This is a genomic window from Methylibium rhizosphaerae, from assembly GCF_006386545.1.
Classification (GTDB): domain Bacteria; phylum Pseudomonadota; class Gammaproteobacteria; order Burkholderiales; family Burkholderiaceae_C; genus Pseudorivibacter; species Pseudorivibacter rhizosphaerae.
Map to the genome: position 1 here is coordinate 1 of NZ_SWAR01000023.1, position 24055 is coordinate 24055.

The 24055-nt window shown below is 69.0% G+C and carries 26 protein-coding genes; 18 read left to right on the forward strand and 8 right to left on the reverse strand.

The window, feature by feature from the left end; translation table 11 throughout:
• Positions 1-202 precede the first annotated feature (202 nt).
• Positions 203-949 (reverse strand): 2,3-diphosphoglycerate-dependent phosphoglycerate mutase, encoded by a 747-nt coding sequence (gpmA, locus tag E8D38_RS16430; protein ID WP_140633156.1) that lies wholly within the window; start codon positions 947-949, stop codon positions 203-205.
• Positions 950-1075: 126 nt separating this feature from the next.
• Between gpmA and E8D38_RS16435 the strand changes: the two genes are divergently transcribed.
• The 5 genes from E8D38_RS16435 to E8D38_RS16455 all read left to right on the forward strand — a co-directional run bounded on the left by E8D38_RS16435 (position 1076) and on the right by E8D38_RS16455 (position 4414).
• Entirely contained in the window at positions 1076-1486 is a 411-nt protein-coding gene (locus E8D38_RS16435; protein ID WP_140633159.1) for a rhodanese-like domain-containing protein, read from the forward strand.
• Between the two features lie 37 nt (positions 1487-1523).
• Entirely contained in the window at positions 1524-1784 is a 261-nt protein-coding gene (gene grxC, locus E8D38_RS16440; RefSeq protein WP_140633162.1) for a glutaredoxin 3, read from the forward strand.
• Positions 1785-1883: 99 nt separating this feature from the next.
• Entirely contained in the window at positions 1884-2369 is a 486-nt protein-coding gene (gene secB, locus E8D38_RS16445; RefSeq protein WP_140633165.1) for a protein-export chaperone SecB, read from the forward strand.
• 16 nt (positions 2370-2385) lie between these two features.
• Positions 2386-3393 (forward strand): NAD(P)H-dependent glycerol-3-phosphate dehydrogenase, encoded by a 1008-nt coding sequence (locus E8D38_RS16450; protein WP_140633168.1) that lies wholly within the window; start codon positions 2386-2388, stop codon positions 3391-3393.
• Positions 3394-3424: 31 nt separating this feature from the next.
• Entirely contained in the window at positions 3425-4414 is a 990-nt protein-coding gene (locus tag E8D38_RS16455; RefSeq protein WP_140633174.1) for a Bug family tripartite tricarboxylate transporter substrate binding protein, read from the forward strand.
• A gap of 182 nt (positions 4415-4596) precedes the next feature.
• Here the strand turns inward: E8D38_RS16455 and E8D38_RS16460 are convergent, their stop codons facing one another.
• The 4 genes from E8D38_RS16460 to E8D38_RS16475 all read right to left on the reverse strand — a co-directional run bounded on the left by E8D38_RS16460 (position 4597) and on the right by E8D38_RS16475 (position 8392).
• Positions 4597-6243, reverse strand: coding sequence for a GDYXXLXY domain-containing protein (locus tag E8D38_RS16460; RefSeq protein WP_140633177.1), 1647 nt, complete (start codon positions 6241-6243; stop codon positions 4597-4599).
• Positions 6240-7220 carry a DUF2157 domain-containing protein gene (locus E8D38_RS16465; RefSeq protein ID WP_140633180.1) on the reverse strand — a complete coding sequence of 327 codons (981 nt, stop codon included), beginning with the start codon at positions 7218-7220 and terminating at the stop codon, positions 6240-6242. The genes E8D38_RS16460 and E8D38_RS16465 overlap by 4 nt, the downstream gene beginning before the upstream one ends.
• 118 nt (positions 7221-7338) lie before the next feature.
• A complete protein-coding gene (locus E8D38_RS16470; protein ID WP_140633183.1) occupies positions 7339-7809 on the reverse strand; it encodes a tRNA (cytidine(34)-2'-O)-methyltransferase in 471 nt (156 codons plus the stop codon).
• Positions 7810-7831: 22 nt separating this feature from the next.
• On the reverse strand, positions 7832-8392 hold the full coding sequence (locus E8D38_RS16475) for a ComF family protein (RefSeq protein WP_246099532.1): 561 nt from the start codon (positions 8390-8392) through the stop codon (positions 7832-7834).
• 165 nt (positions 8393-8557) lie between these two features.
• Here E8D38_RS16475 and E8D38_RS16480 point away from each other — a divergent pair, with 165 nt between their 5' ends.
• The 7 genes from E8D38_RS16480 to E8D38_RS16505 all read left to right on the forward strand — a co-directional run bounded on the left by E8D38_RS16480 (position 8558) and on the right by E8D38_RS16505 (position 14688).
• Entirely contained in the window at positions 8558-9469 is a 912-nt protein-coding gene (locus tag E8D38_RS16480; RefSeq protein ID WP_140633189.1) for a methyltransferase domain-containing protein, read from the forward strand.
• A gap of 458 nt (positions 9470-9927) precedes the next feature.
• Complete coding sequence (coxB, locus tag E8D38_RS16485; RefSeq protein WP_425462788.1) at positions 9928-11040, forward strand: cytochrome c oxidase subunit II; 1113 nt, start codon at positions 9928-9930, stop codon at positions 11038-11040.
• 27 nt (positions 11041-11067) lie between these two features.
• Positions 11068-12702, forward strand: a complete 1635-nt coding sequence (gene ctaD, locus E8D38_RS16490; protein WP_140633192.1) for a cytochrome c oxidase subunit I — start codon at positions 11068-11070, stop codon at positions 12700-12702.
• 38 nt (positions 12703-12740) lie between these two features.
• A complete protein-coding gene (locus tag E8D38_RS28615) occupies positions 12741-12848 on the forward strand; it encodes a cytochrome oxidase small assembly protein (protein WP_219851774.1) in 108 nt (35 codons plus the stop codon).
• Positions 12849-12867: 19 nt separating this feature from the next.
• Positions 12868-13500 carry a cytochrome c oxidase assembly protein gene (locus E8D38_RS16495; RefSeq protein ID WP_140633195.1) on the forward strand — a complete coding sequence of 211 codons (633 nt, stop codon included), beginning with the start codon at positions 12868-12870 and terminating at the stop codon, positions 13498-13500.
• Positions 13497-13751, forward strand: a complete 255-nt coding sequence (locus E8D38_RS16500) for a DUF2970 domain-containing protein (RefSeq protein ID WP_140633198.1) — start codon at positions 13497-13499, stop codon at positions 13749-13751. The genes E8D38_RS16495 and E8D38_RS16500 overlap by 4 nt, the downstream gene beginning before the upstream one ends.
• Before the next feature lie 52 nt (positions 13752-13803).
• Positions 13804-14688: a cytochrome c oxidase subunit 3 gene (locus E8D38_RS16505; protein ID WP_140633201.1), complete on the forward strand. Its 885-nt coding sequence runs from the start codon at positions 13804-13806 to the stop codon at positions 14686-14688.
• A gap of 65 nt (positions 14689-14753) precedes the next feature.
• On the opposite strand, the gene E8D38_RS16510 is transcribed toward E8D38_RS16505, so the two are convergent.
• Positions 14754-14975 (reverse strand): DUF2909 domain-containing protein, encoded by a 222-nt coding sequence (locus E8D38_RS16510; RefSeq protein WP_140633204.1) that lies wholly within the window; start codon positions 14973-14975, stop codon positions 14754-14756.
• Positions 14976-15029: 54 nt separating this feature from the next.
• On the opposite strand from E8D38_RS16510, the gene E8D38_RS16515 reads away from it, so the two are divergent.
• From E8D38_RS16515 to E8D38_RS16535, 5 genes are read left to right on the forward strand one after another with little or no spacing between them, the layout of a single operon-like run.
• Positions 15030-15776 carry an SURF1 family protein gene (locus tag E8D38_RS16515; RefSeq protein ID WP_140633207.1) on the forward strand — a complete coding sequence of 249 codons (747 nt, stop codon included), beginning with the start codon at positions 15030-15032 and terminating at the stop codon, positions 15774-15776.
• Entirely contained in the window at positions 15721-16452 is a 732-nt protein-coding gene (locus E8D38_RS16520; RefSeq protein ID WP_140633210.1) for an SCO family protein, read from the forward strand. The genes E8D38_RS16515 and E8D38_RS16520 overlap by 56 nt, the downstream gene beginning before the upstream one ends.
• Before the next feature lie 10 nt (positions 16453-16462).
• Positions 16463-17635 (forward strand): COX15/CtaA family protein, encoded by a 1173-nt coding sequence (locus tag E8D38_RS16525; RefSeq protein WP_140633215.1) that lies wholly within the window; start codon positions 16463-16465, stop codon positions 17633-17635.
• Positions 17636-17663: 28 nt separating this feature from the next.
• On the forward strand, positions 17664-18602 hold the full coding sequence (gene cyoE, locus E8D38_RS16530) for a heme o synthase (protein WP_140633218.1): 939 nt from the start codon (positions 17664-17666) through the stop codon (positions 18600-18602).
• Positions 18599-19207 carry an SCO family protein gene (locus tag E8D38_RS16535; protein WP_140633221.1) on the forward strand — a complete coding sequence of 203 codons (609 nt, stop codon included), beginning with the start codon at positions 18599-18601 and terminating at the stop codon, positions 19205-19207. Before cyoE ends, E8D38_RS16535 begins: the two co-directional genes overlap by 4 nt.
• A gap of 62 nt (positions 19208-19269) precedes the next feature.
• Here E8D38_RS16535 and rpoH read toward each other — a convergent pair whose 3' ends face one another.
• Positions 19270-20226 (reverse strand): RNA polymerase sigma factor RpoH, encoded by a 957-nt coding sequence (gene rpoH, locus E8D38_RS16540; protein WP_140633224.1) that lies wholly within the window; start codon positions 20224-20226, stop codon positions 19270-19272.
• Between the two features lie 165 nt (positions 20227-20391).
• Here rpoH and pdxA point away from each other — a divergent pair, with 165 nt between their 5' ends.
• Entirely contained in the window at positions 20392-21423 is a 1032-nt protein-coding gene (gene pdxA / locus E8D38_RS16545) for a 4-hydroxythreonine-4-phosphate dehydrogenase PdxA (RefSeq protein WP_281286124.1), read from the forward strand.
• Here the strand turns inward: pdxA and E8D38_RS16550 are convergent.
• Entirely contained in the window at positions 21406-24006 is a 2601-nt protein-coding gene (locus E8D38_RS16550) for a DUF1631 family protein (protein WP_181179180.1), read from the reverse strand. The genes pdxA and E8D38_RS16550 overlap by 18 nt on opposite strands.
• Between the last annotated feature and the right edge of the window lie 49 nt (positions 24007-24055).

Below are 24055 nucleotides of genomic sequence, written 5' to 3' on the forward strand. Positions count from 1 at the left end.
GATCCACCCCACCACCCATCCCCTGCGCCCCTTCCGGCCAGCGGGAAGGCAAACCCCAACGACATCCTCCAACAAACCCCCATGAACGACGCGCTTGACAAAGCGGGTCTCATAGAAGGGGAGGCGGGCCTTGCTTGGGGCGGCCCGGCGCGGCGGCCCGTGGGATGTCGGCCCCTCGTCCGGCGGATACGCCGGCCCGGCCTCAGCTCTTCTTGCCCTGCGCCGCCACCGCGGCAGCTGCCTTGGCGGCAGCCTCCTGGTCGCCCAGGTAGTAGTGGCGGATCGGCTTCAGGTTGGCATCGAGCTCGTACACCAGCGGGATGCCGTTCGGGATGTTGAGACCCACGATGTCGGCGTCGGAGATGCCGTCGAGGTACTTCACCAGCGCGCGGATGCTGTTGCCGTGCGCAGCGATCACGAGGCGCTGGCCGCTCCTGATGGCCGGGGCCAGCGTTTCGTTCCACAGCGGCAGCACGCGCGCCACCGTGTCCTTCAGGCATTCGGTGAGCGGCACCTGCTCGGGCTTCAGGTTCGCGTAGCGCGGGTCGTTGCGCTGGCCGCGCGGGTCGTTGGCATCGAGCACCGGCGGTGGGGTGTCGTAGCTGCGGCGCCAGACCAGCACCTGCTCGTCGCCGTACTGCTTGGCCATGTCGGCCTTGTTCAGGCCCTGCAGCGCGCCGTAGTGGCGCTCGTTCAGCCGCCAGTCCTTCACCTCGGGCAGCCAGGTGCGGTCCATCTCCTCGAGCGCGTACCACAGCGTCCAGATGGCGCGCTTGAGCACCGAGGTGTAGGCCACGTCGAACTCGTAGCCCGCGGCCTTGAGCAGGCGCCCGGCCTCGCGGGCCTGCTCCACGCCGGTGGCCGTGAGCTCCACATCGGTCCAGCCGGTGAAGCGGTTTTCGAGGTTCCAGGTCGATTCACCGTGGCGGATCAGGACGAGCTTGTGCATGGGGAGGGCAGCGTTGCGGGCGGTGGACGAAAGCCGGCGCAAGCCGGCGCGAGGAAGGCGAATTCTATAATTCGCCCCCTTCGAAACCCGAGCGTGCAGGGCTGTCCGCCCGCAAAAGTACCCGCCGTGAAATTCATCATCGACAACTGGTTCCTGATCCTCGTGGCCTTCATCTCCGGCGGCCTGCTGGTGTGGCCGGCCGTCACGCGGCGTTCCGGTGCCGGCGCGGTCTCGGCCAGCGAGGCCGTGCAGCTCATCAACCGCGAGAAGGCCGTGCTCATCGACGTGCGCGAGCCCGACGAGTACGCCAAGGGCCATGCGACCCACTCCCGCAACGTGCCGCTCGGCAGCCTCGAGGGTTCGAAGGACCTGCCTTCGAACAAGGCCTTGCCGCTCGTGGTGGTGTGCGCCACCGGCGCCCGGGCCAACCGGGCGGTGGCTATCCTGCACAAGCTCGGTTTCGAGAAGGCGCGGCCCCTGGCCGGCGGCATCGCCGCCTGGCGCGAGGCGAGCCTGCCGACCGAGAAGTCCGCCTAGCACTCTGCCGGGCCCGACGATTGCCGGATACCTCTCGATGAAACCTGTTGTGAAGATGTACACGACGCTGGTGTGCCCGTACTGCCAGCGTGCCAAGGCGCTGCTCAAGCAGCGCGGCGTCGATGCGATCGACGAGATCCGTGTCGACCTCGACCCGGCCCAGCGCAGCACGATGATGGAAATCACCGGCCGGCGCACCGTGCCGCAGATCTTCATCGGCGAAACGCACGTGGGCGGCTGCGACGACCTGATGGCGCTCGACGCGCGCGGAGGGTTGATGCCCCTGCTGCAAGGCTGATGACGTCGCTGCACGGCATGGCTTGCGCGATGTCGGCTGCGCCATAATCCCCGGCTCCGGCCCGCACCGAGTGCGGGCCTTGTCTTTCAAGGATTCATCATGGCCGAACAGCAAGCCGCGGGCGTGCAGCCCGTGTTCCAGATCCAGCGCGTGTACCTGAAGGACCTGTCGCTGGAACAGCCCAATTCGCCGCAGATCCTGCTCGAGCAGGAACAGCCGCAGGTCGACATCAACCTCGGCCTTGCGGCCGAAGCAGTGGCCGACGGCATCTTCGAGATCACGGTCACCGCCACCGTCACCACCAAGATCAAGGACAAGACGCTGTTCCTGGTCGAGGCCAAGCAGGCCGGCATCTTCGAGATCCGCGGCGTGCCCGACGACCAGCTGCAGCCCATCATCGGCATCGCCTGCCCGCAGATCGTGTACCCGTACCTGCGCGCCGTGGTGGCCGACATCGTGTCGCGTGCCGGCTTCCCGCCGGTGCACCTGGCCGAGGTGAACTTCCAGGCCATGTACGAGGCCCAGCAGGCGCAGGCGGCGCAAGCCAACGGCGGCGGCGCCTCGCCCATCATCACCAACGCCTGACGGTCGACCGGGCGCGATGAAGATCAGCGTCCTGGGTGGCGGGGCCTGGGGCACCGCGCTGGCGATCCAGGCCGCCTCGCGCCATGACGTGCGGCTGTGGGCGCGCGACGCGGCCCAGGTCGCGCGCATGCAGGCCAGCGGCCGCAACGAACGCTACCTGCCCGAGGCGGCACTGCCGCCGGCCCTGCGGCTCACCGCCGACCTCGATCTCGCGCTGGCCCACGGCGATGAGGGGCTGTTCGTGATCGCCACGCCCATGGCCGCGCTGCAGCCGATGCTGCAGGCGCTGCCCGAGCGGTCGGCGGTGCTTTGGCTGTGCAAGGGCTTCCAGGCCGGCACCGGGCTGCTGGGCCATGAGGTGGCTCGTGCGGTGCGGCCATTGGCCCGCGTTGGCGTGCTCTCCGGTCCGAGCTTCGCCGTCGAAGTGGCACGCGGCCAGCCCACCGCGCTGGTGGCCGCCAGCGAAGATGCCGCGCTGTCCGAGCTGGCGGTCGACGCCTTCCATGGCGATACGCTGCGGATCTACACCTCGAACGACCCGGTGGGCGTCGAGGTGGGCGGCGCGGTCAAGAACGTCATGGCCATCGCGACGGGCATTGCCGACGGCATCCCGGCTGCCGATGCGTCGCTTGCGCCCGGCCTCGGGCTCAACGCCCGCGCCGCGCTCATCACACGTGGCCTGGCCGAGATCACCCGCCTGGGCGTTGCACTCGGCGCCCGTGCGGAAACCTTCATGGGCCTGTCCGGCCTGGGCGACCTGGTGCTCACCGCCACCGGCGACCTGTCGCGCAACCGGCAGGTCGGCCTGCGCCTGGCCGGCGGGCGGGCGCTGCCCGACATCCTGGCCGAACTCGGCCACGTGGCCGAGGGCGTGTACAGCGCGGCCACCGTGCTGCAGCGCGCCCGTGCACGGGGCGTCGAGATGCCCATCACCGAAGTGGTGGTGGCAGTGCTCGAAGGGCGGCTGAGCGCTGCCCAGGCCGTGAGCGCGCTGATGCGCCGCGATGCCAGGCCCGAAGCCTGAGCGTCTCCAACCCACTTTCGAAAGACCAGCGATGTCGTCTGTCGTTTCGTCTCGCCGCCGCCTGCTCGGCGCGGCGGCCGCATCCACCTTGCTGCTGGCCGGCGCAGGCGTTCGTGCCCAGGCCTGGCCTGCGCGGCCGATCAAGCTGGTGGTGCCGTTTCCGCCCGGCAGCTCGCCCGACCTGATCGCGCGGCTCATCGCCGAGCCGCTGGGCGCTTCGCTCGGGCAGAACATCGTCATCGACAACAAGCCGGGTGCCGGCGGCAACCTCGGCACCGGCGTGGTGGCCAAGGCCGAGCCCGACGGCTACACGCTGCTGTTCACCATCCAGGGGCCGCTGGTGACGGCGCCGCTGCTGTCGAAGAGCCTGCCCTACGACCCGGCGAAGGAGCTCGCCCCGGTGACGCTGGTGGCTACCAGCCCGAACGTGCTGGTGGTCGACCCGAAGCTCGGTGTCGACAGCCTGGCCGAATTCGTGCGCGTCGCGAAGGAAAGCAAGGGCCGGCTCAACTACGGCAGCGTCGGCAACGGCAGCGCGTCGCATCTGGCGATGGAATCGTTCAAGTCGCGTGCCGGACTCGACATCGCGCACATCCCCTACCAGGGCTTTCCGCAGGTGGTGAACGCCATCCTCGCCGGGCAGGTGCAAGCCGGCTTCATGGTGCCGGGCATCGCGATGGGCCAGGTGCGCGCCGGCAAGCTCAAGGCGCTGGGTGTGACCACGCTGGGCCGCGTGGCTTCGCTGCCCGAGATGCACACCTTCGCCGAGCAGGGCTACCCGGGCTTCGAGGCGATCAGCTGGCAGGCCGTGCTGGCGCCGGCCAGGACGCCCGCGCCCATCATCACGAGGCTGAACCAGGAACTGGTGCGCATCATCAGGAGCGACGCGCTGCGCAGCGCCATGCTCAACCAGTACTTCAGCGCGGCCGGCACCGCGCCCGAGGCGCTCGCCTCGCTCATGAAGAGCGAGCGCGAGGCCTGGTCCAAGGTCATCAAGGCGGCTGGCGTCAAACCTGAGTAGTTGACGACACCCCGGCCGGTGAGTACACCGGCCACCCCTCCGCGAGGGGGCGGGCCTTGCTTGGGGCGGCCCGGCGCGGCGGCCCGGGGACGACACCCCGGCCGGTGAGTACACCGCCCACCCCTCCGGGAGGGGGCGGGCCTTGTTTGGGGCGGCCCGGCGCGGCGGCCCGGGGGAACGCGTTACGGGTGAATCGCCCTCAGCTGCGCGTCCGCCATGCCCACCAGCAAAGCCTTGCCGTCCGGGCTCACCCGGAACTCGCCGTACTTCGCGGCGGCCGAGCGTTCGGCTTCACCTTCGCGGAAGAACCATGCGTCGCTCACGAGGATCCAGCGGCCGTCCTTGGGCGTCAACTCGATGCGCAGTTCTCCGTCGGCCAGCGGCCTGCCGTCGTCGATGTGCTGGAGCGTGGCCACGCCGCGGGCGTCGCGCCGGGCCACCACCTGAGGGCGCTCGAGCGTGACCAGGCCGTCGAGCCTGCCCTGCAAATCGGCAGGTAGGTTGAAGTTCAGCTGCATGTAGTCGCCCTGCATCAGCGACCGCGGGTCCACCGGCGCCAGCTCCACGTACAGCGGCTGGCCGTGTGCGATGAGGTCTTCCTTTTGCCAGATGCCGAGGTTGGCCACGGCCAGCACGGCGGCGGCGCACAGGCCGATGCCGGCCCGTGCGGCGCTTGACGCGGAAAGTACCTGCTCAGATGCCGGCACCACCGCGGAACGGCCGCCCCGGTGTGCCAGCCAGGCGAGCCCGCCCAGCACCAGCCCTGCGGCCACGAGCACGAGCGCCTTGATGGCCAGCGGCCACTGCAGCTGGTAGTAGAAGCTGCCGATGATCCAGGCGGCGGCCAGGGCCGCTGCACCCGCCTGCCGCCAGCGCTGGCTGGTGACGCACCAGGCGAGCGCCAGCCACACGGCGCCCAGCGCGGGCAGGAACCAGGCCATCCCCGCCAGCACGACGGCAACGCCGGCAAGCCATGGCTGGCGCAGCACCGGCCACTGGCGTGCCGCCCACAGGGCGGCCACGATGGCCAGCCCCGCGGAAACGGTCTGGAGCGCGGGCCACTGCCACAGCAGATGGCGGTGTTGCGCCAGCTCGCGGGCCACGTCGCCGACCAGCGTGCCGCCGAGGCTCGCGCCCACGAGGAAGGTCATGCCCGACCACCAGGCCAGGCCGCCGAGCGTGGCCAGCAGCCAGCCGGCGGCGAACGATTCCAGCGCCGCGGCATGGCGCGCATGCAGGCCGTCGTCGAAGAGCCGTTGCTGGATCACCTGCCACGACACCCACAGCCCGAAGCCCACATGCCATGCCAGCCAGAAGGCCTCGACGCCGCTGCGGCCCGCATGGAACCAGCGTTGCGGCGCGCAGGCGATGGCGGTGAGCACCGCGGCGGCGGCCCCCAGCAGCACCCGCAGCCAGGCTTGCCGCAGCACCACCGCCAGCGCCGCGGCGACGATGGCCAGCACGCCGGCCGCTGCCTGGTCGGGCAGGTCGCGGAACAGGCCGAAGCCCAGTGCCCCGGCACCCACCAGCAGGCCGGGCACCGCGAGCTGCTCGAAGAACAGCGGCACCTCGCGCGAGCGCAGCACCACAGCGGCGCCGGCCAGCACCAGCGCGCCGATGAAATAGGGGCCGGCGCCGCGGCTGATCAGGTCGCCCAGCAGCAGGCCCACCACCCCGAGCAGCGGCACGGCGGCCAGCCAGGCGCCCAGCGCGGTGAGCAGCACCACCGGCCAGGGCCGGGTGTCGCCGCTCGGACGTGAGGCGGCTGCGGGCAACAGGCCCTCGGCGATGGCCGCCTGCAGGGTCTGGTCGAGACGGTCGCGTTTCATGCGGCACCTCCGGCGGAGCCATGGCGGCGCGACAGGCGCATCACGCCGCTCACCGTGCCGGCGAGCAGCGCCGCGGCAATGACACCGAGGAACAGCAGCGAGCCGATCGGGTCGCCATGGTGCGGCCGGTCGAACAGCCAGCGCGCGAGGCCGGCCACCGCCAGCGTGTTCCATCCGAGCGCCACGGCGCTCAGCACGTAGATCTCGAACCAGCGCGGCAGCGCCAATGCGGCTGCGGCGGCTGCCAGCAGCACGAGCCCCAGCCAGTAGTGCGGCGCCACATCCCGGTGGAACAGGCCCCCGATCGCGGTGAGCGTGACCATCACGATCGCGAGCGTCGCCGCGCCGCGCAGGGCCCAGGGGCCCGCGCCGCTGTAGCGCTTCAGCGCGGGGCTCAGGGCGCCCGTCAATGCGGCGGCGGCCAGCCAGCCCGCGAGGTGGGCGCCCAGGTCGTCGGGCTCGACACGCCAGCGGTGGCCGGTGTGGGCATGCACCCACAGAGAGATGGCCGTCATGACGACCAGCGCCCAGGGCGCCCATGTGACGTCGCTGCGCACCGCCAGGCACAGCGGCAGGGCCAGCACGGCCCACAGCGCGAACAGCTGCCACGGGTCGGCGCCGGTCTGGTAGGTCTGGCCGAAATAGGCGAACAGCGCGCCGATGCCCAGCAGCGCCAGCAGGCCGAGCGGCGCGCGCGCGGCGGGGCGCCACAGGGCGCCGAGGCACATCGCCAGCACGAAGCCTTGCAGCAGTGCGAAGCGGCCGAAGCGGCCCAGGGTGTCCCAGTTGGCGGCGATCCACAGCACCACACCGAGGCCGCCCAGTGCGGCGCCGAGCACCGCAACGCCGCGGGGCAGCCACCTGGCGGCGCCGGGTGCTTCGTCATTCAGGGCAGCGAGGCCGAACAGCTGCCGCGTTCGCTCGCGGTCCAGTCGGTGTTCGGCGGCCAGTTCGTAGAGCGCCAGGCGCAGGTCCATGCGGGTCCCTCCATGCTTGGGTGGCGCGCATCGTAGCGGCCGACCCCGCCCGGCACGGGCGCCCGGCGGGCAGGTATCGTGCCGCGCGCCCGGGGGGATCGTGGCGCTCGCCCCGCGTTCAGGAGCCGCCGGCGTATCCGTTCTGGCGCCAGGCGTCGAACACCGCCACCGCGACCGCGTTGCTGAGGTTGAGGCTGCGCTGGCCGGCACGCATGGGCAGGCGCACGCGTTGTGCCGGCGGAAAGCTCTCGCGCAGCGACGGCACGAGGCCGCGCGTCTCGCAGCCGAACACCAGCCAGTCGCCCGGCTGCCACAGCATCTCGCCCAGCAGCTGGCTGCCGTGGGTGGTGAAAGCGAACATGCGCTGGTGATCGGGCCTTTCCGCCTGCAGCAGGGCGCCCCAGGAGGCGTGGCGCTTCACGTCGGCGTACTCGTGGTAGTCGAGGCCGGCCCGCTGCAGCAGCTTGTCGTCCATCGAGAAGCCCAGCGGCTCCACGAGGTGGAGGCGGCAGCCGGTGTTGGCAGCCAGGCGGATGACGTTGCCGGTGTTCGGCGGGATCTCGGGTTCGACCAGGACGATGTTGAACATGGTGGCGCGCATTGTCGCGAGGTCAGTCGATCGGCGTGCGGGCCAGCACCCACACGGCCACGCCCCGCGCGCCGGCCTGCAGCAGCGTGCGGGTCATCTCGGCGGCAGTGGCGCCGGTGGTCATCACGTCGTCGATCACCGCCACCGTCCTGCCGCGCAGCTCGGCGCGGCGGGCAGGTTCGACGGCAAAGGCGCCACGCACGTTGGCGGCGCGGCCGGCCTGCGGCAGCGACAGCTGGTGCGGCGTGTCCTTGATGCGCAGCAGCAGGTCGCAACGCGCCGGCAGCGCCAGCCGCTGAGCCAGGCGCCGGGCGATCTCCCAGGCCTGGTTGTGGCCGCGTTCGCGCAGGCGCGCAGCGGACAGCGGCGTGGGCAGCAGCAGGTCGGGCGCTGGCATGCCCTGCGCTGCCACGGCCTCTTGAAGCTGATCTGCCAGCGTCGAGGCAAGGTCGAGGGCGGCGCGAAACTTGAAGGCCGCCAGCAGGCCGTCCCACGGGTAGTCGTAGTCGAAGGCGGCGACGGCGCGCTCGAAGGGCGGCGGGTGACGAACACATTGCCCGCACAGGCCGGTGCCGCCGGGCATGCGCAAGGCACACCGTGTGCAGCGCCGCGCGGGCGCCGCAAATCGCTGCCGGCATGGCTGGCACACGCGCTGTGTCTGCCACGCGCGGCAGACGGCGCACTGGCTGGGCCAGCGAAAGGGCGGCGAGGCATCGGACATCGCACTAGCCTACACTGCGCCCCCGCGATGAATGCCGCCGCCCGTGCCCCTTCAGCCAGCCGACCCGACGCCGCTGCGGTGGCGGCCGTGCTGCGCCGAGCTGCACGGGCAAAGGCTGCGCCATGGCTGCACGGCGAGGTGGCGCGCCGCATGGCCGACAAGCTCGATTTCATCAAGCTCACGCCGCAGCGGGTGGTCGAGTGGTGGGGTTTCTCCGGCGGCGGACCGGCACTTGCGGAACGCTATCCGCAGGCCGAGCGCGTGATCGTGGAGCCGACGGCTGCGCTGCAGCAGCGCAGCCGGGAGGCAGCCAGGCTGCCGTGGTGGTCACCCAGGCGCTGGCAGGTTGGGGCACCGCAGGTGCTGCTCGATTCGGTCGAGCCGCCGCCGCAGGCCGCACAGCTGCTGTGGTCGAACATGATGCTGCACTGGGCAGACGATGCGCCCGCCACGGTGGCGCGCTGGTTCGACTGCCTTGCGGTGGACGGCTTCGTGATGTTCTCCTGCTTCGGGCCGGACACGCTCAAGGAGCTGCGTGCGCTGTACCGGCGCCTGGGCTGGCCTGCGCCCGGGCATGAATTCACCGACATGCACAACATCGGCGACCTCCTGGTCGAGGCCGGCTTTGCGGACCCGGTGATGGACATGGAGCAGCTGACGCTCACCTACGCCTCGCCCGCCGCGCTGCTGGAGGAGTTGCGCGGGCTGGGCGGCAATGCCAGCGGGACGCGCGGGCACGGTCTGTGCACGCCGCGCTGGCGCCGCCGCCTGGAGCAGGAGCTGCAATCCATGGCCGGCGCGGACGGTCGCCTGTCGATGAGCTTCGAGATCGTCTACGGGCACGCCCTCAAACCCGTACCCAGGGTCCGCATGGCCGAGCAGTCCAGCGTGTCGCTCGAGCAGATGCGCCAGATGGTGCGCAAGCCGCGCGACCGCTGAACTGCCCCGCTGTGTTGCTGCACCGCGAATCCGGCACTGCGGCGGGTTGGAGCGGCCTTGCGCGCTGCTATAAAATCCGTTGGTTTTGCTGACCGCGCCTGCAGCTTTGTTGACCGCCGTCAACGAAAGGCAGCAGGCAGGCGCGGCCCGCAGGGCACGGTGATTCAGGGTGAGTGGTGCTGCAGTGACCTGCCAGCCCACGTTTCCTCCGCGACTCCCACCGGTGGCCATGCTGCCGTGCTTCGGTCCTTTGACCGAGCCCGGTCAGTCGGCCCTGCGCCCGGAGCTGCGTGACGATCTGGCCCAGGAATTTCGCGCCGCGCTGCGCCCGTCTGCACAAGTCCGACGGGTGCGACGCAGCTCTGAAGAAGAAGCTTCTTGAAACTGAGACGACCACGATGAAGACGATGAAAGCACTGGGTCACAAGGCCGGTCAGCTCGCAGTGGCCTTCGGCGCGATGCTCGCGGCGAAGGCGGCCATGGCCGTCAATTCGCTGCCGGGCGGCCCTGCGGTGAACCAGCTCGATCTGCACCCGCCGGTGACCAAGATCGCGGCCGAGCAGCAGTGGCTGCACTACTTCATGCTCATCATCTGCAGCGTGATCTTCGTCGGCGTGTTCGGGGTGATGTTCTATTCCATCCTGAAGCACCGCAAGTCCAAGGGCGCCAAGCCGGCCAACTTCCACGAGTCCACCACCGTCGAAGTCGTCTGGACCATCGTGCCGTTCGTCATCGTGATCCTGATGGCGCTGCCGGCCACCAAGGCCGTGGTGGCCATGAAGGACACCACCAACGCCGACCTCACCATCAAGGCCACCGGCTACCAGTGGAAGTGGGGCTACGACTACCTCAAGGGCGAGGGCGAGGGCATCGCCTTCCTGTCCACCCTCGACAACACCCAGCGGGTGATGTCCGACATGGGCAAGCCCGAAGGCGACGACTACCTGCTGCGCGTGGACAACCCGCTGGTCGTGCCGGTCAACAAGAAGATCCGCATCGTCACCACCGCCAACGACGTGATCCACGCCTGGATGGTGCCGGCCTTCGGCGTCAAGCAGGACGCGATCCCCGGCTTCGTGCGCGACACCTGGTTCCGCGCAGAAAAGGTCGGCGACTTCTACGGCCAGTGCGCCGAGCTGTGCGGCAAGGAACACGCCTACATGCCCATCCATGTGAAGGTGCTGTCCTCCGAGGACTACGCCAAGTGGGTCGAGGGCAAGAAGAAGGAAATGGCCGCCAAGGCCGACGATCCGAGCAAGGTGTGGGAACTGGCCGACCTGGCCGCCCGCGGCGAGAAGGTCTATGCCGCCAACTGCGCCGCCTGCCACCAGCCCAACGGCAAGGGCGCGGGCCCCATCAAGGCGCTCGACGGTTCGCCCATCGTGCTCGATGCCGACAAGTCCAAGCAGCTGGCCGTGGTGCTCAACGGCGCGGGCAACGGCGCCATGCCGGCGTGGAAGCAGCTGTCCGACACCGAGATCGCCGCGGTGGTCACCTACACCAAGAACAACTGGTCGAACAAGACCGGCCAGATCGTGCAGCCCGCCGAAGTGCAGGCCGCCCGCAAGTAAACGCTAGCCGCATCACGAGGATCGACCATGAGTGCTGTTCTGGACCAACACGGTCACGTCGCCGGTGACCACGCGCACGACGACCATGCGCATGATCACCCGCGCGGCTGGCGCCGCTGGGTGTTTGCCACCAACCACAAGGACATCGGGACGCTGTACCTGCTGTTCTCGTTCACGATGCTGATGATCGGCGGCCTGCTGGCCCTGGGCATCCGCACCGAGCTGTTCCAGCCCGGCCTGCAGTTCGTGAACCCCGAGCTGTTCAACCAGTTCACCACGATGCACGGCCTGATCATGGTGTTCGGCGCCATCATGCCGGCCTTCGTGGGCTTCGCGAACTGGATGATCCCGCTGCAGATCGGCGCGTCCGACATGGCGTTCGCGCGGATGAACAACTTCAGCTTCTGGCTGATGATCCCCGCGGCCATCATGCTGGTGGCGTCGTTCTTCATGCCCGGCGGCGCACCTGCTGCCGGCTGGACGCTCTACGCGCCGCTCACGCTGCAGATGGGCCCGTCGATGGACGCCGGCATCTTCGCGATGCACATCCTGGGCGCGAGCTCCATCATGGGCTCGATCAACATCATCGTGACCATCCTGAACATGCGCGCGCCCGGCATGACGCTGCTGAAGATGCCGCTGTTCGCCTGGACCTGGCTCATCACGGCCTACCTGCTGATCGCGGTGATGCCGGTGCTGGCAGGCGCCATCACGATGACGCTGACCGACCGCCACTTCGGCACCAGCTTCTTCAACCCCGCAGGCGGCGGCGACCCGGTGATGTACCAGCACATCTTCTGGTTCTTCGGCCACCCCGAGGTCTACATCATGATCCTGCCGGCGTTCGGCATCGTGAGCGCCATCGTGCCGGCCTTCGCCCGCAAGAAGCTGTTCGGCTACACCTCGATGGTGTACGCCACCGCGTCGATCGCGATCCTGTCGTTCATCGTGTGGGCCCACCACATGTTCACCACCGGCATGCCGGTGACGGGCCAGCTGTTCTTCATGTACGCGACCATGCTGATCGCCGTGCCCACGGGCGTGAAGATCTTCAACTGGATCGCCACCATGTGGAAGGGCTCGATGACCTTCGAGACCCCGATGCTGTTCTCGGTGGGCTTCATCTTCGTGTTCACGATGGGCGGCTTCACCGGCCTCATCCTGTCGATGGCGCCGGTCGACATCCAGCTGCAGGACACCTACTACGTGGTGGCCCACTTCCACTACGTGCTGGTGGCCGGCTCGCTGTATGCGCTGTTCGCCGGCTTCTACTACTGGTCGCCCAAGTGGACCGGCGTGATGTACTCCGAAACGCGCGGCAAGATCCATTTCTGGGGCTCGCTGATCGCCTTCAACGTCACGTTCTTCCCGATGCACTTCCTGGGGCTGGCCGGCATGCCGCGTCGTTATGCCGACTACCCGATGCAGTTCACCGACTTCAACGTGATCGCCACCATCGGCGCGTTCTGGTTCGGCCTGATGCAGGTGTACTTCTTCCTCTTCGTCGTGCTGCCGGTCATGCGCGGCAAGGGCGAAAAGGCGCCGCAGCAGCCGTGGGAAGGCGCTGAAGGCCTGGAATGGGAAGTGCCGTCGCCGGCGCCGTTCCACACCTTCGAGAACCCGCCCAAGCTCGACCCGACCGCGACCCGCGTGATCGGCTGAAGCGAAACAGGCCGTTCCAGGAGCGAAGTACCGTGCCCATGACGCCTGAACAGAAGAAGAGCAACCTGCGCCTGGGTCTGATCCTGGCGTCGGTGGCCCTCGCGTTCTTTGTCGGCTTCATCGTGAAGCTGGCGCTGTTCAGCTGAACCGGTCGCCCGCGCCATCATGTCCAGCGAACCGACCCGCCCCACCGCAGAGCAGGTGCGCCGTGCCGACAACCGGCGCATGGTGGGCAAGCTGCTGGTCGTCGCGTTGATGATGTTCGGCTTCGGTTATGCGCTGGTGCCGATGTACGACGCGATCTGCTCGGCGCTGGGCATCAACGTGCTGTCGCGCTCGGAGCGCGCGCTGCCGGGCATGTCGGATGCGGCTGCCAACACTCAGGTGGACCGCAGCCGCACCATCACCGTCGAGTTCGATGCCAATGCGCGCGGCCCGTGGGACTTCAAGCCCGCGGTGCGTTCGATGCAGGTGCATCCGGGCGAGCTTTCCACGGTGATGTACGAGTTCAGGAACGTGCAGAACCGCACCATGGCCGCGCAGGCGATTCCGAGCTATGCGCCCAAGCAGGCGATGCCGCACTTCAACAAGCTCGAGTGCTTCTGCTTCAGCGAGTACACGCTGCAGCCGGGTGAGGCGAAGAACTGGCCGGTGGTGTTCGTGATCGACCCGAAGCTTCCGAAGGACGTCACCACCATCACGCTGTCCTACACCTTCTTCGAGGTGGGCGGCAAGGTGCCTGCGGCGCCGGCGGGCCAGGCCGCGGCGAAGCCGGCGGAGCAGGCCGGTGCGGTATGACGACGCAGCACGATCCGCGTCCCGGGGCCGGCCTGAAGGAGGCCGTGCAGCGCAAGGGCTCCTTCTGGCAGACCATGAAGGCGGTCGCCTGGTCGTTTTTCGGGGTGCGCAAGTCTTCGGACCATGCGCAGGACGTCAGCAAGTTGAACCCGGTGCACGTGATCATCGCGGGCATCATCGGCGCGGCGATCTTCGTCGTGGTGCTGGTGCTGCTGGTGCGCTGGGTGATCGGCAGCGGCGTGGCCGCCTGAGCGGCAACGGCATGCGGCCAATGAATCAAGAAATAGGGTACTAGGAGAAAACATGTCCGCAGCGACGCATCACGGGCAAACGCCCTACTACTTCGTGCCGGGCCCCTCGCGGCACCCGGTCATGGCCGCCATCGGCCTGTTCTTCGTGATCCTCGGGGCGGGCCAGTGGATCAACGGCCACCAGTGGGGCGCCTGGTCGCTGCTGTTCGGCCTGCTGTGGTGGGCGTTCGTGCTGTTCCAGTGGTTCGGCGATGCCGTGCGCGAAAGCGAAGGCGGCCTCTACGGCAACCGCATCGACGTGTCGTTCCGCTGGAGCATGAGCTGGTTCATCTTCTCGGAGGTGATGTTCTTCGGTGCCTTCTTCGCGGCGCTGTTCTGGTCGCGGCTCTACACCATCCCGACGCTGGGCAGCCTCGACAACGCGATCCTGTGGCCGGACTTCAGGGCGGTGTGGCCGAGCGCTGCGGCAGGCGCCACCGCGTCGCCCGCCGGGACCGTCGAGCCGTTCACGACCATGGGTCCGTGGCCCATTCCGACGATCAACACCGCGCTGCTGCTGACCTCGGGCATCACGCTGACCATCGCCCACCACGCGCTGCGGGCGGGCGAGCGCGCCAAGACCATCCTGTGGATGTGGGTCACCGTGCTGCTGGGCATCGTGTTCCTGGGCTTCCAGGCCTATGAATACATGCACGCCTACCGCGACCTGAACCTCAAGCTCAGCTCGGGCATCTACGGCTCCACGTTCTTCATGCTGACCGGCTTCCACGGCTTCCACGTGTTCGTGGGGATGCTGATGCTGCTGTTCATCACGCTGCGGCTGATGAAGGGCCACTTCACGGCCGAGCGCCATTTCGGCTTCGAAGGCGCTGCCTGGTACTGGCACTTCGTCGACGTGGTGTGGCTGGGCCTGTACATCATCGTGTACTGGTTCTGACGCCGCCTCGATCAGGCGAAGGAACAAGGAGCGCCGCTGGCGCTCCTTGTGTTTTGTGCGGCCGATCAGCGTGAGACCGGCAGACCGGTCGGCTGGATCCAGCCGAGCTTGTAGGCCACCAGGATGAAGACGAACAGCGCCACCGACAGACCGACGCGCAGCGCCAGGGCGTGCAGCATGCGGTTGGACTTCGGTGCGCCGTCGCGTCCGTCCTTCAGCATGGCGCGTCCGGCCATGAACAGGGCGATGATGATGCCGACGAAGGCCAGCGCGATGACGAGTTTCATGGCGCCGGATTATCCGCCCCGCGCATCGCGCGCCCTGCGCCGGCCGGCCTTCCGATGAGCGTGGGCAATCGCGAGCGCGCGCGCCGCTGGGTGGTGTTGGCGGCCACTGTGTTCGGCATGGCGGCCACCGCAGCGCTGGGCACCTGGCAGCTCGACCGGGCGGCGCAGAAGCAGGCGCTGCAGGCCGCACTCGACCAGCGCAGCGAGATGCCCGTGCTGCAGGCCGGCCAGCTGGCGCAGGCACCAGGCGAGGGGGCGGCACAGCACTATCGCAGCGCGCGCCTGGCCGGCATCTGGCTTGCGCAGCACACCGTGTTCCTCGAGAACCGGCAGATGAACGGTCGCCCGGGCTTCTTTGTCGTGACGCCTCTGCTGCTGGCACCGGGCGACGCCCTGCTCGTGCAGCGCGGCTGGGTGCCACGCGACGTGCGCGACCGCACGCGGGTGCCGGCGGTGCCCACGTCGCCCGGGCCGGTCGTGATCGAAGGCCGCATTGCCCCGGCCCCCGCCAAGCTTTACGACTTTGCCGGCGGCGAGACCGGGGCCATCCGGCAAAATCTCGACCCGGAGGTTTTTGCTCGCGAGATCGGTGTGCCGCTGCGCCCGGTGTCGCTGATGCAGGTTGTGCCGCCCGATCCCGATGACGGCTTGTTGCGGCAGTGGTCGCGTCCCGCGGTGGACGTGCACAAGCACTACGGCTATGCCTTCCAGTGGTTTGCGCTGTGTGCCTTGATGGCAGGTTTGTATGTCTGGTTCCGAATCCTCCGCCCACGGCGTCTCGCTTCCGCCGAGCCTCGATAGCCCTGCGGCGCCGCAGGCGCTCAGCTTCACCGTGCACAGCCTGCCGGCGCCCGAGTTGCCGGCGGAGCGCCGCACGCGCGTGGGCCGCCTGAAGATGCTGATGGTGCTGCTGGTGTGCGCGGCGCCGGTGGTCGCGTCCTACTTCACCTACTACGTGGTCCGCCCGCAGGCGCGCAGCAACTACGGCCAGCTGATCGAGCCGCCCAGGGCTCTGCCTTCCATGACCGAGCTGCCCCTCACCGATCTGCAAGGCCAGCCGGTGGATCCCGCGGCGCTGCGAGGCCAGTGGCTGCTGGTCGTCGCCGCAGAAGGCAGCTGCGATGCCACCTGCGAGCAACTGCTCTACCTGCAGCGCCAGCTGCGAGAGTCGCTGGGGCGCGAGAAGGACCGGGTCGACCGTGTGTGGCTGGTGCCTGGCGAACAGCCGGTGCGTGCCGCCTTGATGCCGGCGCTCCAGGGAGCGATCGTGCTGCAGGCGAAGGCCCGGGCGCTGGGCCGCTGGCTGCAGCCCGAAGCCGGCCGGGCGCTGGGGGCGCACCTCTACCTGGTCGATCCCATGGGGCGCTGGATGATGCGCTTCCCGGCGGAGCTCGACCCGTCCAAGGCCAAGAAGGACCTCGACCGGCTGCTGCGAGCGGCCGCCTCCTGGGACAGGGCGGGCCGCGAAGTGAAGTAGGGCGCGCGAGATGAACTCATCACAAGTGCCGCTCTACAACCTTGCGCCGATCTTCGAGGTCCTGGTGCTGGGCGCGCTCATCGCACTGGCGCCGCTGGCCTGGGTGTGGCGCAAGCACCGTCACGACGGCCCGGGCGCCTGGTTGAAGGCACTCACCTGGATGACCCTGTTCCTGACCTTCGACCTGGTGCTGTTCGGCGCGTTCACGCGGCTCACCGACTCAGGCCTGGGCTGCCCCGACTGGCCGGGCTGCTACGGCAGCGCCAGCCCCTTCGGTGCGCATGCCGAGATCAGCGCCGCGCAAACCAACATGCCCACCGGGCCGGTCACGCACGGAAAGGCGTGGATCGAGATGGTCCACCGCTACTTCGCCACCGGCGTGGGCGCGCTCATCACCGCGCTCATGCTGGCCAGCTGGTTGCTGCGCCGTCACGTGGTCGCCGTGTCGCCCTGGTGGTCGACCGTCACCTTCGTCTGGGTGTGCGTGCAAGGTGCGTTCGGCGCGCTCACCGTGACGCTCAAGCTCTATCCGGCGGTGGTGACGGCCCACCTGCTGGGCGGGTTGGTGCTGCTCGGGCTGCTGGCGTGGCAGGCGGTGTCGTACGAGCCGCGCCCGCTGCAGGTGGGCATCAACCTGCGCCGCGCCACCGGTCTCGTGCTGCTGCTCAGCCTCTTCCAGGTGCTGCTGGGCGGCTGGGTCAGCACCAACTACGCCGTGCTGGCATGTTCCGACTTCCCGAGGTGCCAGGGGCAATGGTGGCCTCCCATGGACTTCGAGCACGGATTCACCGTCCTGCGCGGCCTGGGTGAAGGCCGCGACGGCGGTGCCTTGCCATTTGCCGCGCTTACAGCCATCCACATGGTTCATCGAATGGGCGCGGTCGTGCTGTTTTGCGCCATTTGCTGGCTCGTCTGGCGGCTGCTGCACTACGCCGCGCAGGAACCGCGGCTGCGCCGGTACGCCACCGGGCTGCTGGCGCTCGCGCTCTGGCAGGTCGCCACCGGTGTCAGCAATGTGGTGCTGGGTTGGCCGATGGCAGCGGCGCTGGCCCATACCGGGGGGGCGGCAGCCCTGATCGTCGTGCTGACCACCTTGCTGGCGCAGGCCTGGCACTGGCGTGCCCGGCTGGCGCGCCTGAGCGTTGCCGTCTCCGCCGCGGCGGCCTCGCGGGCTGCGCAGTAGGCAGGCGCTTCCTAGAATCGCGTTCCAGATGTCCGACACCCTCGCCACCCCGAACCCCGCGGCCACGCCGCTGCCTTCGCGCCTGCGCCAGTTCTCGGCGCTGACCAAGCCGCGGGTCGTGCAGCTCATCGTGTTCTGCGCCGCCATCGGCATGCTGCTCGCCGTGCCGGGCTGGCCCTCGCTGCGTGAATGGCAGCTCGCGCTGGCCGCCACGGTGGGGATCTGGCTGGTGGCGAGCGCCGCCGCTGCGTTCAACTGCCTCGTCGAGCAGCACATCGACGCGAAGATGCGCCGCACCGCATGGCGGCCCACCGCGAAGGGCGAGCTGACCAACACCCAGACCCTCACGTTCTCGGTACTGCTGTGCGCAGCCGGCATGGCGGTGCTGTACCTGTGGGTCAACACGCTGACCATGTGGCTCACCTTCGCCACCTTCGTCGGCTATGCAGTGATCTACACCGTGGTGCTCAAGCCGCTCACGCCGCAAAACATCGTGATCGGCGGCGCCTCGGGCGCGATGCCGCCGGTGCTCGGCTGGGCTGCGTTGCGCGGCGAGGTGGGGCCGGAGGCGCTGATGCTGTGCCTCATCATCTTCCTGTGGACCCCGCCGCATTTCTGGGCGCTCGCGCTCTACCGGGCCGACGACTACGCCCGAGCGGGGCTGCCGATGCTGCCCGTCACGCACGGCAACGAATTCACCCGGCTGCAGGTGCTGCTCTACACGATCGTGCTGTTCGCCGGCACCTTGCTGCCGTTCGTCTACGGCATGAGCGGCTGGATCTACCTGCTGTCGGCGCTGGCGCTCGGGGCCGGCTTCATCGGCTATGGCTGGCGCCTGTGGCGCCACTACAGCGATACGCTGGCGCGCGCGACCTTCCGCTTCTCGATCGTGCACCTGTCGCTGCTGTTCGCGGCCTTGCTGCTCGACCACTACCTCGACCCCTACCTGAAGGGCTGGATCGCATGACGCTGCTGGACCGACGAGTGTTCGCGCTGGGGGCGCTCGCGGCCCTGGCTGGCTGCAAGCCGATGGGGGGCAGCGACGGTCCGAAGGGCGCCTTCAAGGCGGTCGACATCACCGGCGCCGACTATGCGAAGGACTTCTCGCTGCCCGACGTGGACGGCAAGGTTCGAACCATCGCCGACTTCAAGGGCAAGGCGGTGCTGGTGTTCTTCGGTTTCGCGCAGTGCCCCGACGTCTGCCCGACCACCATGGCAGAACTGGCGCAGGTGAAGAAGCAACTGGGCGCCGACGGCGAACGCATCCAGGGTGTGTTCATCACGGTGGACCCCGAGCGCGACACGCCCGAGGTGCTGAAGGGCTACGTGCAGAACTTCGACCCCAGCTTCGTCGCGTTGCGCGGCACCCCCGAGCAGACGCTGGCCGCGGCGAAGGCCTTCAAGATCTTCTACGAAAAGGTGCCCGGCAAGACGCCAGGCAGCTACACGGTGAACCACACCGCGGCGTCCTACGTGTTCGACCCTCAGGGCAGGGTGCGCCTGTATGTGCGCTACGGCTCGGGTCCGGACGCGCTGGCGGCCGACTTCCGGCAGCTCCTGCAAGGCGCCTGAGGCCTCCCGGAACGACAACGGCCCCCGAAGGGGCCGTTGTTTCGCAGGCTTGACCGGCAGCGTTACGCGTATTCGGCCAGCGCCTTGCGCATCTTCTTCATCGCCGCCACCTCGATCTGGCGGATGCGCTCGGCGCTCACCCCGTATTCGGCAGCCAGCTCGTGCAGCGTCATGCCGCCCGAGCCGTCGTCGTTGACCTTCAGCCAGCGCTCCTCGACGATGCGGCGGCTGCGCGGGTCGAGCACCTCGAGCGCCTGGTTGATGCCTTCGCCGGCCAGCACGTCGCGCCGTTGGGCGTCCAGCACGCGGGTGGGCTCGTTCGCCTCGTCAGCCAGGTAGGCGATGGGGGTGAAGGCTTCTTCGCCGTCGTCCGACCCGCTCGGCTCCAGCGCCACATCACCGCCCGACAGGCGGGTCTCCATCTCGATCACTTCCTCGCGCTTGACGTTGAGCTCGCGCGCGACGATGTCGATCTCGCTGTCGGTGAGGGTGGTGCGGTGCAGGTCGCGGTCTTCGGCCTCGCCCTTGAAGCCCTGCTTCATCGAGCGCAGGTTGAAGAACAGCTTGCGCTGCGCCTTGGTCGTGGCGACCTTGACCATGCGCCAGTTCTTCAGCACGTATTCGTGGATCTCGGCCTTGATCCAGTGCAGTGCATAGCTCACCAGCCGTACGCCCTGGTTCGGGTCGAATCGCTTCACGGCCTTCATCAGGCCCACGTTGCCTTCCTGGATCAGGTCGCCGTGCGGCAGGCCATAACCCAGGTACTGGCGCGAGACCGACACCACCAGGCGCAGGTGCGACAGCACCAGCCGCCCTGCGGCTTCGAGGTCGTTGTTCTCGCGCAGGCGCCGGGCCAGCGAGAGCTCTTCTTCCTGGGTCAGCAGCGGAATGCGGTTGACCGCGGAAATGTAGGCGTCGAGATTGCCGACCGGCGGGACCAGCGCCCACGGGTCGCGGACGGCCAGTGCGGTGGTCGCACCGGCCGGGAAACTAGCAGCGTTGATGGAAGCAACGGACATCAGGAGCCCCCTTTCGGACGGAGAATACTAGCACTCGACGAGGGCGAGTGCTAAGCGTACGGTTTGAACGGATTCATCAAGAAAGTTCATTGCCCCATCCCTGGAAACCCTGGCGACGGCGTACGGGCCGGCACGGGGGCCGAGCCCCCCGCAGACAATCCGGCAATGCAAATGCCTCCTGACTCCACGCGACCCGGGCTCCCCCTCGCCCTCACGATGGGCGACCCCTGCGGCATCGGGCCGGAAATCCTTGCCATGGGCTTTGGCTCCGGGGCGCTCGAGGGTGGTTTCGTGGTCGGCGACGTGGCTGTCATGCGGCGGGCCGTTCGCCTCGTCGGCGGATGTCTGCCGGTGGTGACCCTGGATGCCGCGTCTGACGTGAGTGCTTGCCCACCCGGTTGTGTTCCGGTACTCGAGGCGGCCGGCCTGCCGCCCGACGTGGCGGCGGTTCCCCTGGGTCGGGTGGACGCCCGTGCCGGCGCCGCGGCCGCTGCCTGCGTCCGGCATGCCATCTCGCTGGCCCGAGCCGGCGAGGTGTCCGCCATGGTGACCGCGCCCTTGCACAAGGAGGCGCTGGCCGCGGCGGGTGAGCCGTATCCAGGCCACACCGAGCTGCTGCAGGCCGAAGCCGGCGCCGCGGCAGTGCGGATGATGCTGGCAAACGACGAGCTCAAGACCGTGCTGGTGAGCATCCATGTGTCGCTGCGCCGGGCGATCGACCTCGTGACCCGCGAAGCGGTGCTCGAGACGCTGCGGATCGCCCATCGCAGCGCGGCCGCCTGGGGGCAGCCGCAGCCTCGCATCGCGGTGGCCGGGCTCAACCCTCACGCGGGAGAAGGCGGCCTGTTCGGTGACGAGGAGCAGCGCTTCATCACGCCGGCCATCGAGGCGGCGCGCGCCGAGGGCATCGACGCAAGCGGTCCCTATGCGCCGGACACGGTGTTCATGCGGGCACGACGCGGCGAGTTCGACCTGGTGATCGCCCAGTACCACGACCAGGGCCTGATCCCGGTGAAGTACCTGGGCGTGGAGCACGGCGTGAACGTGACGCTGGGCCTGCCTTTCGTGCGCACCAGCCCCGACCACGGCACTGCCTTCGACCTGGCCGGCACCGGCCGGGCAGATCCGTCCAGCCTCATCGCCGCGGCGCGCATGGCCAGAAAGCTGGCAGCGGGCGGCTCAGTGCTTGGTGCTTGAGGGGGTCAGCGCGGCGAGCTGCTTGCGGGCACGTGCGGTGGCGCGCTCGATCAGCTCGGCCTGCTCGAAGGTCTTGAATCGACCGGTCTCGCACATGCGCCCGAGCATGCGGGCGGTCAGCGACACGGTCTTCTGGTGCTTCTTGCCGTGCGTGAACACGAAGAAGGCGCGGCCCGGGCTGACCCAGTTCAGGCGGACCTTCTTCCAGCCCTGATCGAGGTGCATCTGGTAGGCGATGCCGGCCTGGATGTGGTGGATGAGCTGCGCGCCGGAGGTCGGCGGCGCCGGGCTGTCGAGGTTGATGTCGAGCTCGGCGGGCAGGGTGTCGGGCCCTGCCATGTCGAGGTCGATGTCGACGGTGCCGTCCCAGTCGATGGCGCTTTCGTCGACCAGGCCGATCTTCTGCGCCTCTTCGGCCGAAAACTGCGGCGTGGCGACATCGCCGGCCTGCAGCGGCAGCTGTGCCGAGTCGCGCGCCACGTCCTGGGGCTTCGGGATCGCCACCTTGTCGACCTGGTCGAGCTGGTGCGACAGCTGGCGCTGGGCGAAGTCGGTGAGCGGCTGCCCCTTCAGCGACTCGGCATGCGCCGGCAGGAGCTTCGAGAAGAAGTCCTTCTTGGCCGCTTCCGGCCAGCGGATCATTGCCAGGCCCTCGTTGAGGTCCTTCATCAGCTGGGGCAGCTTGACGAGGAATTCCTTGCGCAGCTGCGGCGTGCCCTTGGGCTGCACGCTGAACACCAGGTCGCGCGGCACGCGCTTCATGCGCTCGACCAGCGGCGAACCGGGGCCTTCGCGGGTGGTCGCCATCACCTGCACCTGGCTCCACACCTGCGCCACGAAATCGCGCACGAAGTCGTGCAGTGCGAGCGGCGCCAGGTTGACCTGCAGCTCGCGCATGTAGCGCTGCTGGATGCGCAGCTCGGTTTCCTTGTTGTCGAGCAGCGCCGCGGCTTGCGCGTGTTCCGGGTTGTCCTTGGCAGTCTGGCTGGCGATCAGCGCTTCGAGTTCGCCCAGCTTCGACTCGTACAGCTCCATCTGGTCGAAGTCGCCCTCGACGATCTGCTGCACCAGCGTGCGGACCTTGGCCAGGAATTCCCGGCCGGGGCCATCGTCGAAGTCCTCGTACGCCGCCGCAAGCGAGGCGATGCGGTTGACGAAGCGCCGCACCGGATGCTTGCGCGAGCTGAAGAAGCCGACGTCCTTGAGCGCCACGCGCAGCACCGGCAGCTGCAGCCGCGCGATCTGCCGCGCCATCGCCGGCGCCACCTTCGGGTCGGACAGCACCTGGTCGAACAGCGCCCCGACCACGTCGATCACCATGTGATCGAGCGCGCCGGTGGAGGCACGCATCAGCTCGTCGCGATGCTGCCGGATCAGGTTGGCCGCCATCAGGCCGGTCAACGCTCCCAGCCCGGACGAGGGCCCTGCAGCGCCCAGGGCTCCGGCACTCGCGCTGCCGTAGTCGCCGCCGCCGGTGACCGCGAAGCTGCGGCCCGAGGACGCGGCACCCGAGGTGGTGGACGGCGCACCGCCGGCCCCCGAGACGCCGCCGCTCGCGGGCCAGCCGAGCTCGCCCGGCCCGCTGGTCAGGAAGGCCAGGCGCCGGATCACGTCGACCAGCTGCGCATCGGAGCTGCGGGCGCCTGAAGTTCCGCCGAGCCCGCCATGCACGCTGCTGCGGCCTGGCGTCGAGGTGCCCGGTGCGCCGCCACGGCCGCCGGCCATCCCGGCCAGCAGCCCCGCCATCGACGCGGCCGCATCCGGGCCGAGGCCGCCATGTCCGCTGCCGCCCGTGGAGGCGCCGCCCAACTCGCCGAAGGTGGACGGCACAGCCATGCCGAACATCGCGCTCAAGGCCTTGGCAGCCTGCACTTCGTCCTTGGGCGGCACGCCCTTGTATGCGGATTTCTCCCGCAACATCTCGCGCGGCAACTCGTTGCCGGGGCCCTCGACCTGCTTCACGGCCAGCCCGACCGGCTGCACACCTCGCTGGCGCAAGTCTTCGACGATGCCCTGGTAGCACGTCCGCATCGCCTGCGCCAGCGCACGGCTCAGCTCGCGGGCCAGCAGCTTGCGGGACTCCGGCTGGTCGGAGGTCGTCTCGATGGCGCGGAACAAGGCCTTGCCCACCAGTTCGGGCCGCAGCGGATTGCGTTCCTGCTCGGCGCGGCCCAGGCCCATCAGCGAACCCATGTAGGCGGCCAGCTCCCGCAGCACCCATTCGCACTCGTGTGCGACCTCCATGCCCAGGCGTTCGGCCGACACGCGCTCCTCGACCTCATCGTCGCCGACCAGGCTGAGCGATTCCCAGTCGGTCGTGGCAAAGCTGCGGTCGGAAGACGGGGGCAGCACCTCCTTCAGGACCTTGTCGCGCAGCACATTGCCGAAGGTCAGGTTGAAGGTGGGCAGCTTGCGGCGCAGGTCGAACTGGGCGGTCATGTAGGCCTGCCGCTGTGCGTTGCTGGTGGCCGACATCGCCGCCAGACCGAGCGCATCCGCGACGCGGTCCGCCACGGTCTGTGCGGTCGTCTGGATGCGCGTCAGGGCCGCTTGCAGGGCGGGCTGGAGTCGAGGGTCTGTCACAGGCTGTTCACGTGCACACAAGCCGGGCGGGAAAAGCGGGCACGGCAAA

Excerpts from the sequence above, each read along its gene's own strand:
- gpmA (WP_140633156.1), bottom strand. The coding sequence starts at position 949 with ATGCACAAGCTCGTCCTGATCCGCCACGGTGAATCGACCTGGAACCTC.
- grxC (WP_140633162.1), top strand. The coding sequence starts at position 1,524 with ATGAAACCTGTTGTGAAGATGTACACGACGCTGGTGTGCCCGTACTGC.
- secB (WP_140633165.1), top strand. The coding sequence starts at position 1,884 with ATGGCCGAACAGCAAGCCGCGGGCGTGCAGCCCGTGTTCCAGATCCAG.
- E8D38_RS16450 (WP_140633168.1), top strand. The coding sequence starts at position 2,386 with ATGAAGATCAGCGTCCTGGGTGGCGGGGCCTGGGGCACCGCGCTGGCG.
- E8D38_RS16455 (WP_140633174.1), top strand. The coding sequence starts at position 3,425 with ATGTCGTCTGTCGTTTCGTCTCGCCGCCGCCTGCTCGGCGCGGCGGCC.
- E8D38_RS16460 (WP_140633177.1), bottom strand. The coding sequence starts at position 6,243 with ATGAAACGCGACCGTCTCGACCAGACCCTGCAGGCGGCCATCGCCGAG.
- E8D38_RS16465 (WP_140633180.1), bottom strand. The coding sequence starts at position 7,220 with ATGGACCTGCGCCTGGCGCTCTACGAACTGGCCGCCGAACACCGACTG.
- E8D38_RS16470 (WP_140633183.1), bottom strand. The coding sequence starts at position 7,809 with ATGTTCAACATCGTCCTGGTCGAACCCGAGATCCCGCCGAACACCGGC.
- E8D38_RS16475 (WP_246099532.1), bottom strand. The coding sequence starts at position 8,392 with ATGCCCGGCGGCACCGGCCTGTGCGGGCAATGTGTTCGTCACCCGCCG.
- E8D38_RS16480 (WP_140633189.1), top strand. The coding sequence starts at position 8,558 with ATGAATGCCGCCGCCCGTGCCCCTTCAGCCAGCCGACCCGACGCCGCT.
- coxB (WP_425462788.1), top strand. The coding sequence starts at position 9,928 with ATGCTCGCGGCGAAGGCGGCCATGGCCGTCAATTCGCTGCCGGGCGGC.
- ctaD (WP_140633192.1), top strand. The coding sequence starts at position 11,068 with ATGAGTGCTGTTCTGGACCAACACGGTCACGTCGCCGGTGACCACGCG.
- E8D38_RS28615 (WP_219851774.1), top strand. The coding sequence starts at position 12,741 with ATGACGCCTGAACAGAAGAAGAGCAACCTGCGCCTGGGTCTGATCCTG.
- E8D38_RS16495 (WP_140633195.1), top strand. The coding sequence starts at position 12,868 with ATGTCCAGCGAACCGACCCGCCCCACCGCAGAGCAGGTGCGCCGTGCC.
- E8D38_RS16500 (WP_140633198.1), top strand. The coding sequence starts at position 13,497 with ATGACGACGCAGCACGATCCGCGTCCCGGGGCCGGCCTGAAGGAGGCC.
- E8D38_RS16505 (WP_140633201.1), top strand. The coding sequence starts at position 13,804 with ATGTCCGCAGCGACGCATCACGGGCAAACGCCCTACTACTTCGTGCCG.
- E8D38_RS16510 (WP_140633204.1), bottom strand. The coding sequence starts at position 14,975 with ATGAAACTCGTCATCGCGCTGGCCTTCGTCGGCATCATCATCGCCCTG.
- E8D38_RS16515 (WP_140633207.1), top strand. The coding sequence starts at position 15,030 with ATGAGCGTGGGCAATCGCGAGCGCGCGCGCCGCTGGGTGGTGTTGGCG.
- E8D38_RS16520 (WP_140633210.1), top strand. The coding sequence starts at position 15,721 with ATGTCTGGTTCCGAATCCTCCGCCCACGGCGTCTCGCTTCCGCCGAGC.
- E8D38_RS16525 (WP_140633215.1), top strand. The coding sequence starts at position 16,463 with ATGAACTCATCACAAGTGCCGCTCTACAACCTTGCGCCGATCTTCGAG.
- cyoE (WP_140633218.1), top strand. The coding sequence starts at position 17,664 with ATGTCCGACACCCTCGCCACCCCGAACCCCGCGGCCACGCCGCTGCCT.
- E8D38_RS16535 (WP_140633221.1), top strand. The coding sequence starts at position 18,599 with ATGACGCTGCTGGACCGACGAGTGTTCGCGCTGGGGGCGCTCGCGGCC.
- rpoH (WP_140633224.1), bottom strand. The coding sequence starts at position 20,226 with ATGTCCGTTGCTTCCATCAACGCTGCTAGTTTCCCGGCCGGTGCGACC.
- pdxA (WP_281286124.1), top strand. The coding sequence starts at position 20,392 with ATGCAAATGCCTCCTGACTCCACGCGACCCGGGCTCCCCCTCGCCCTC.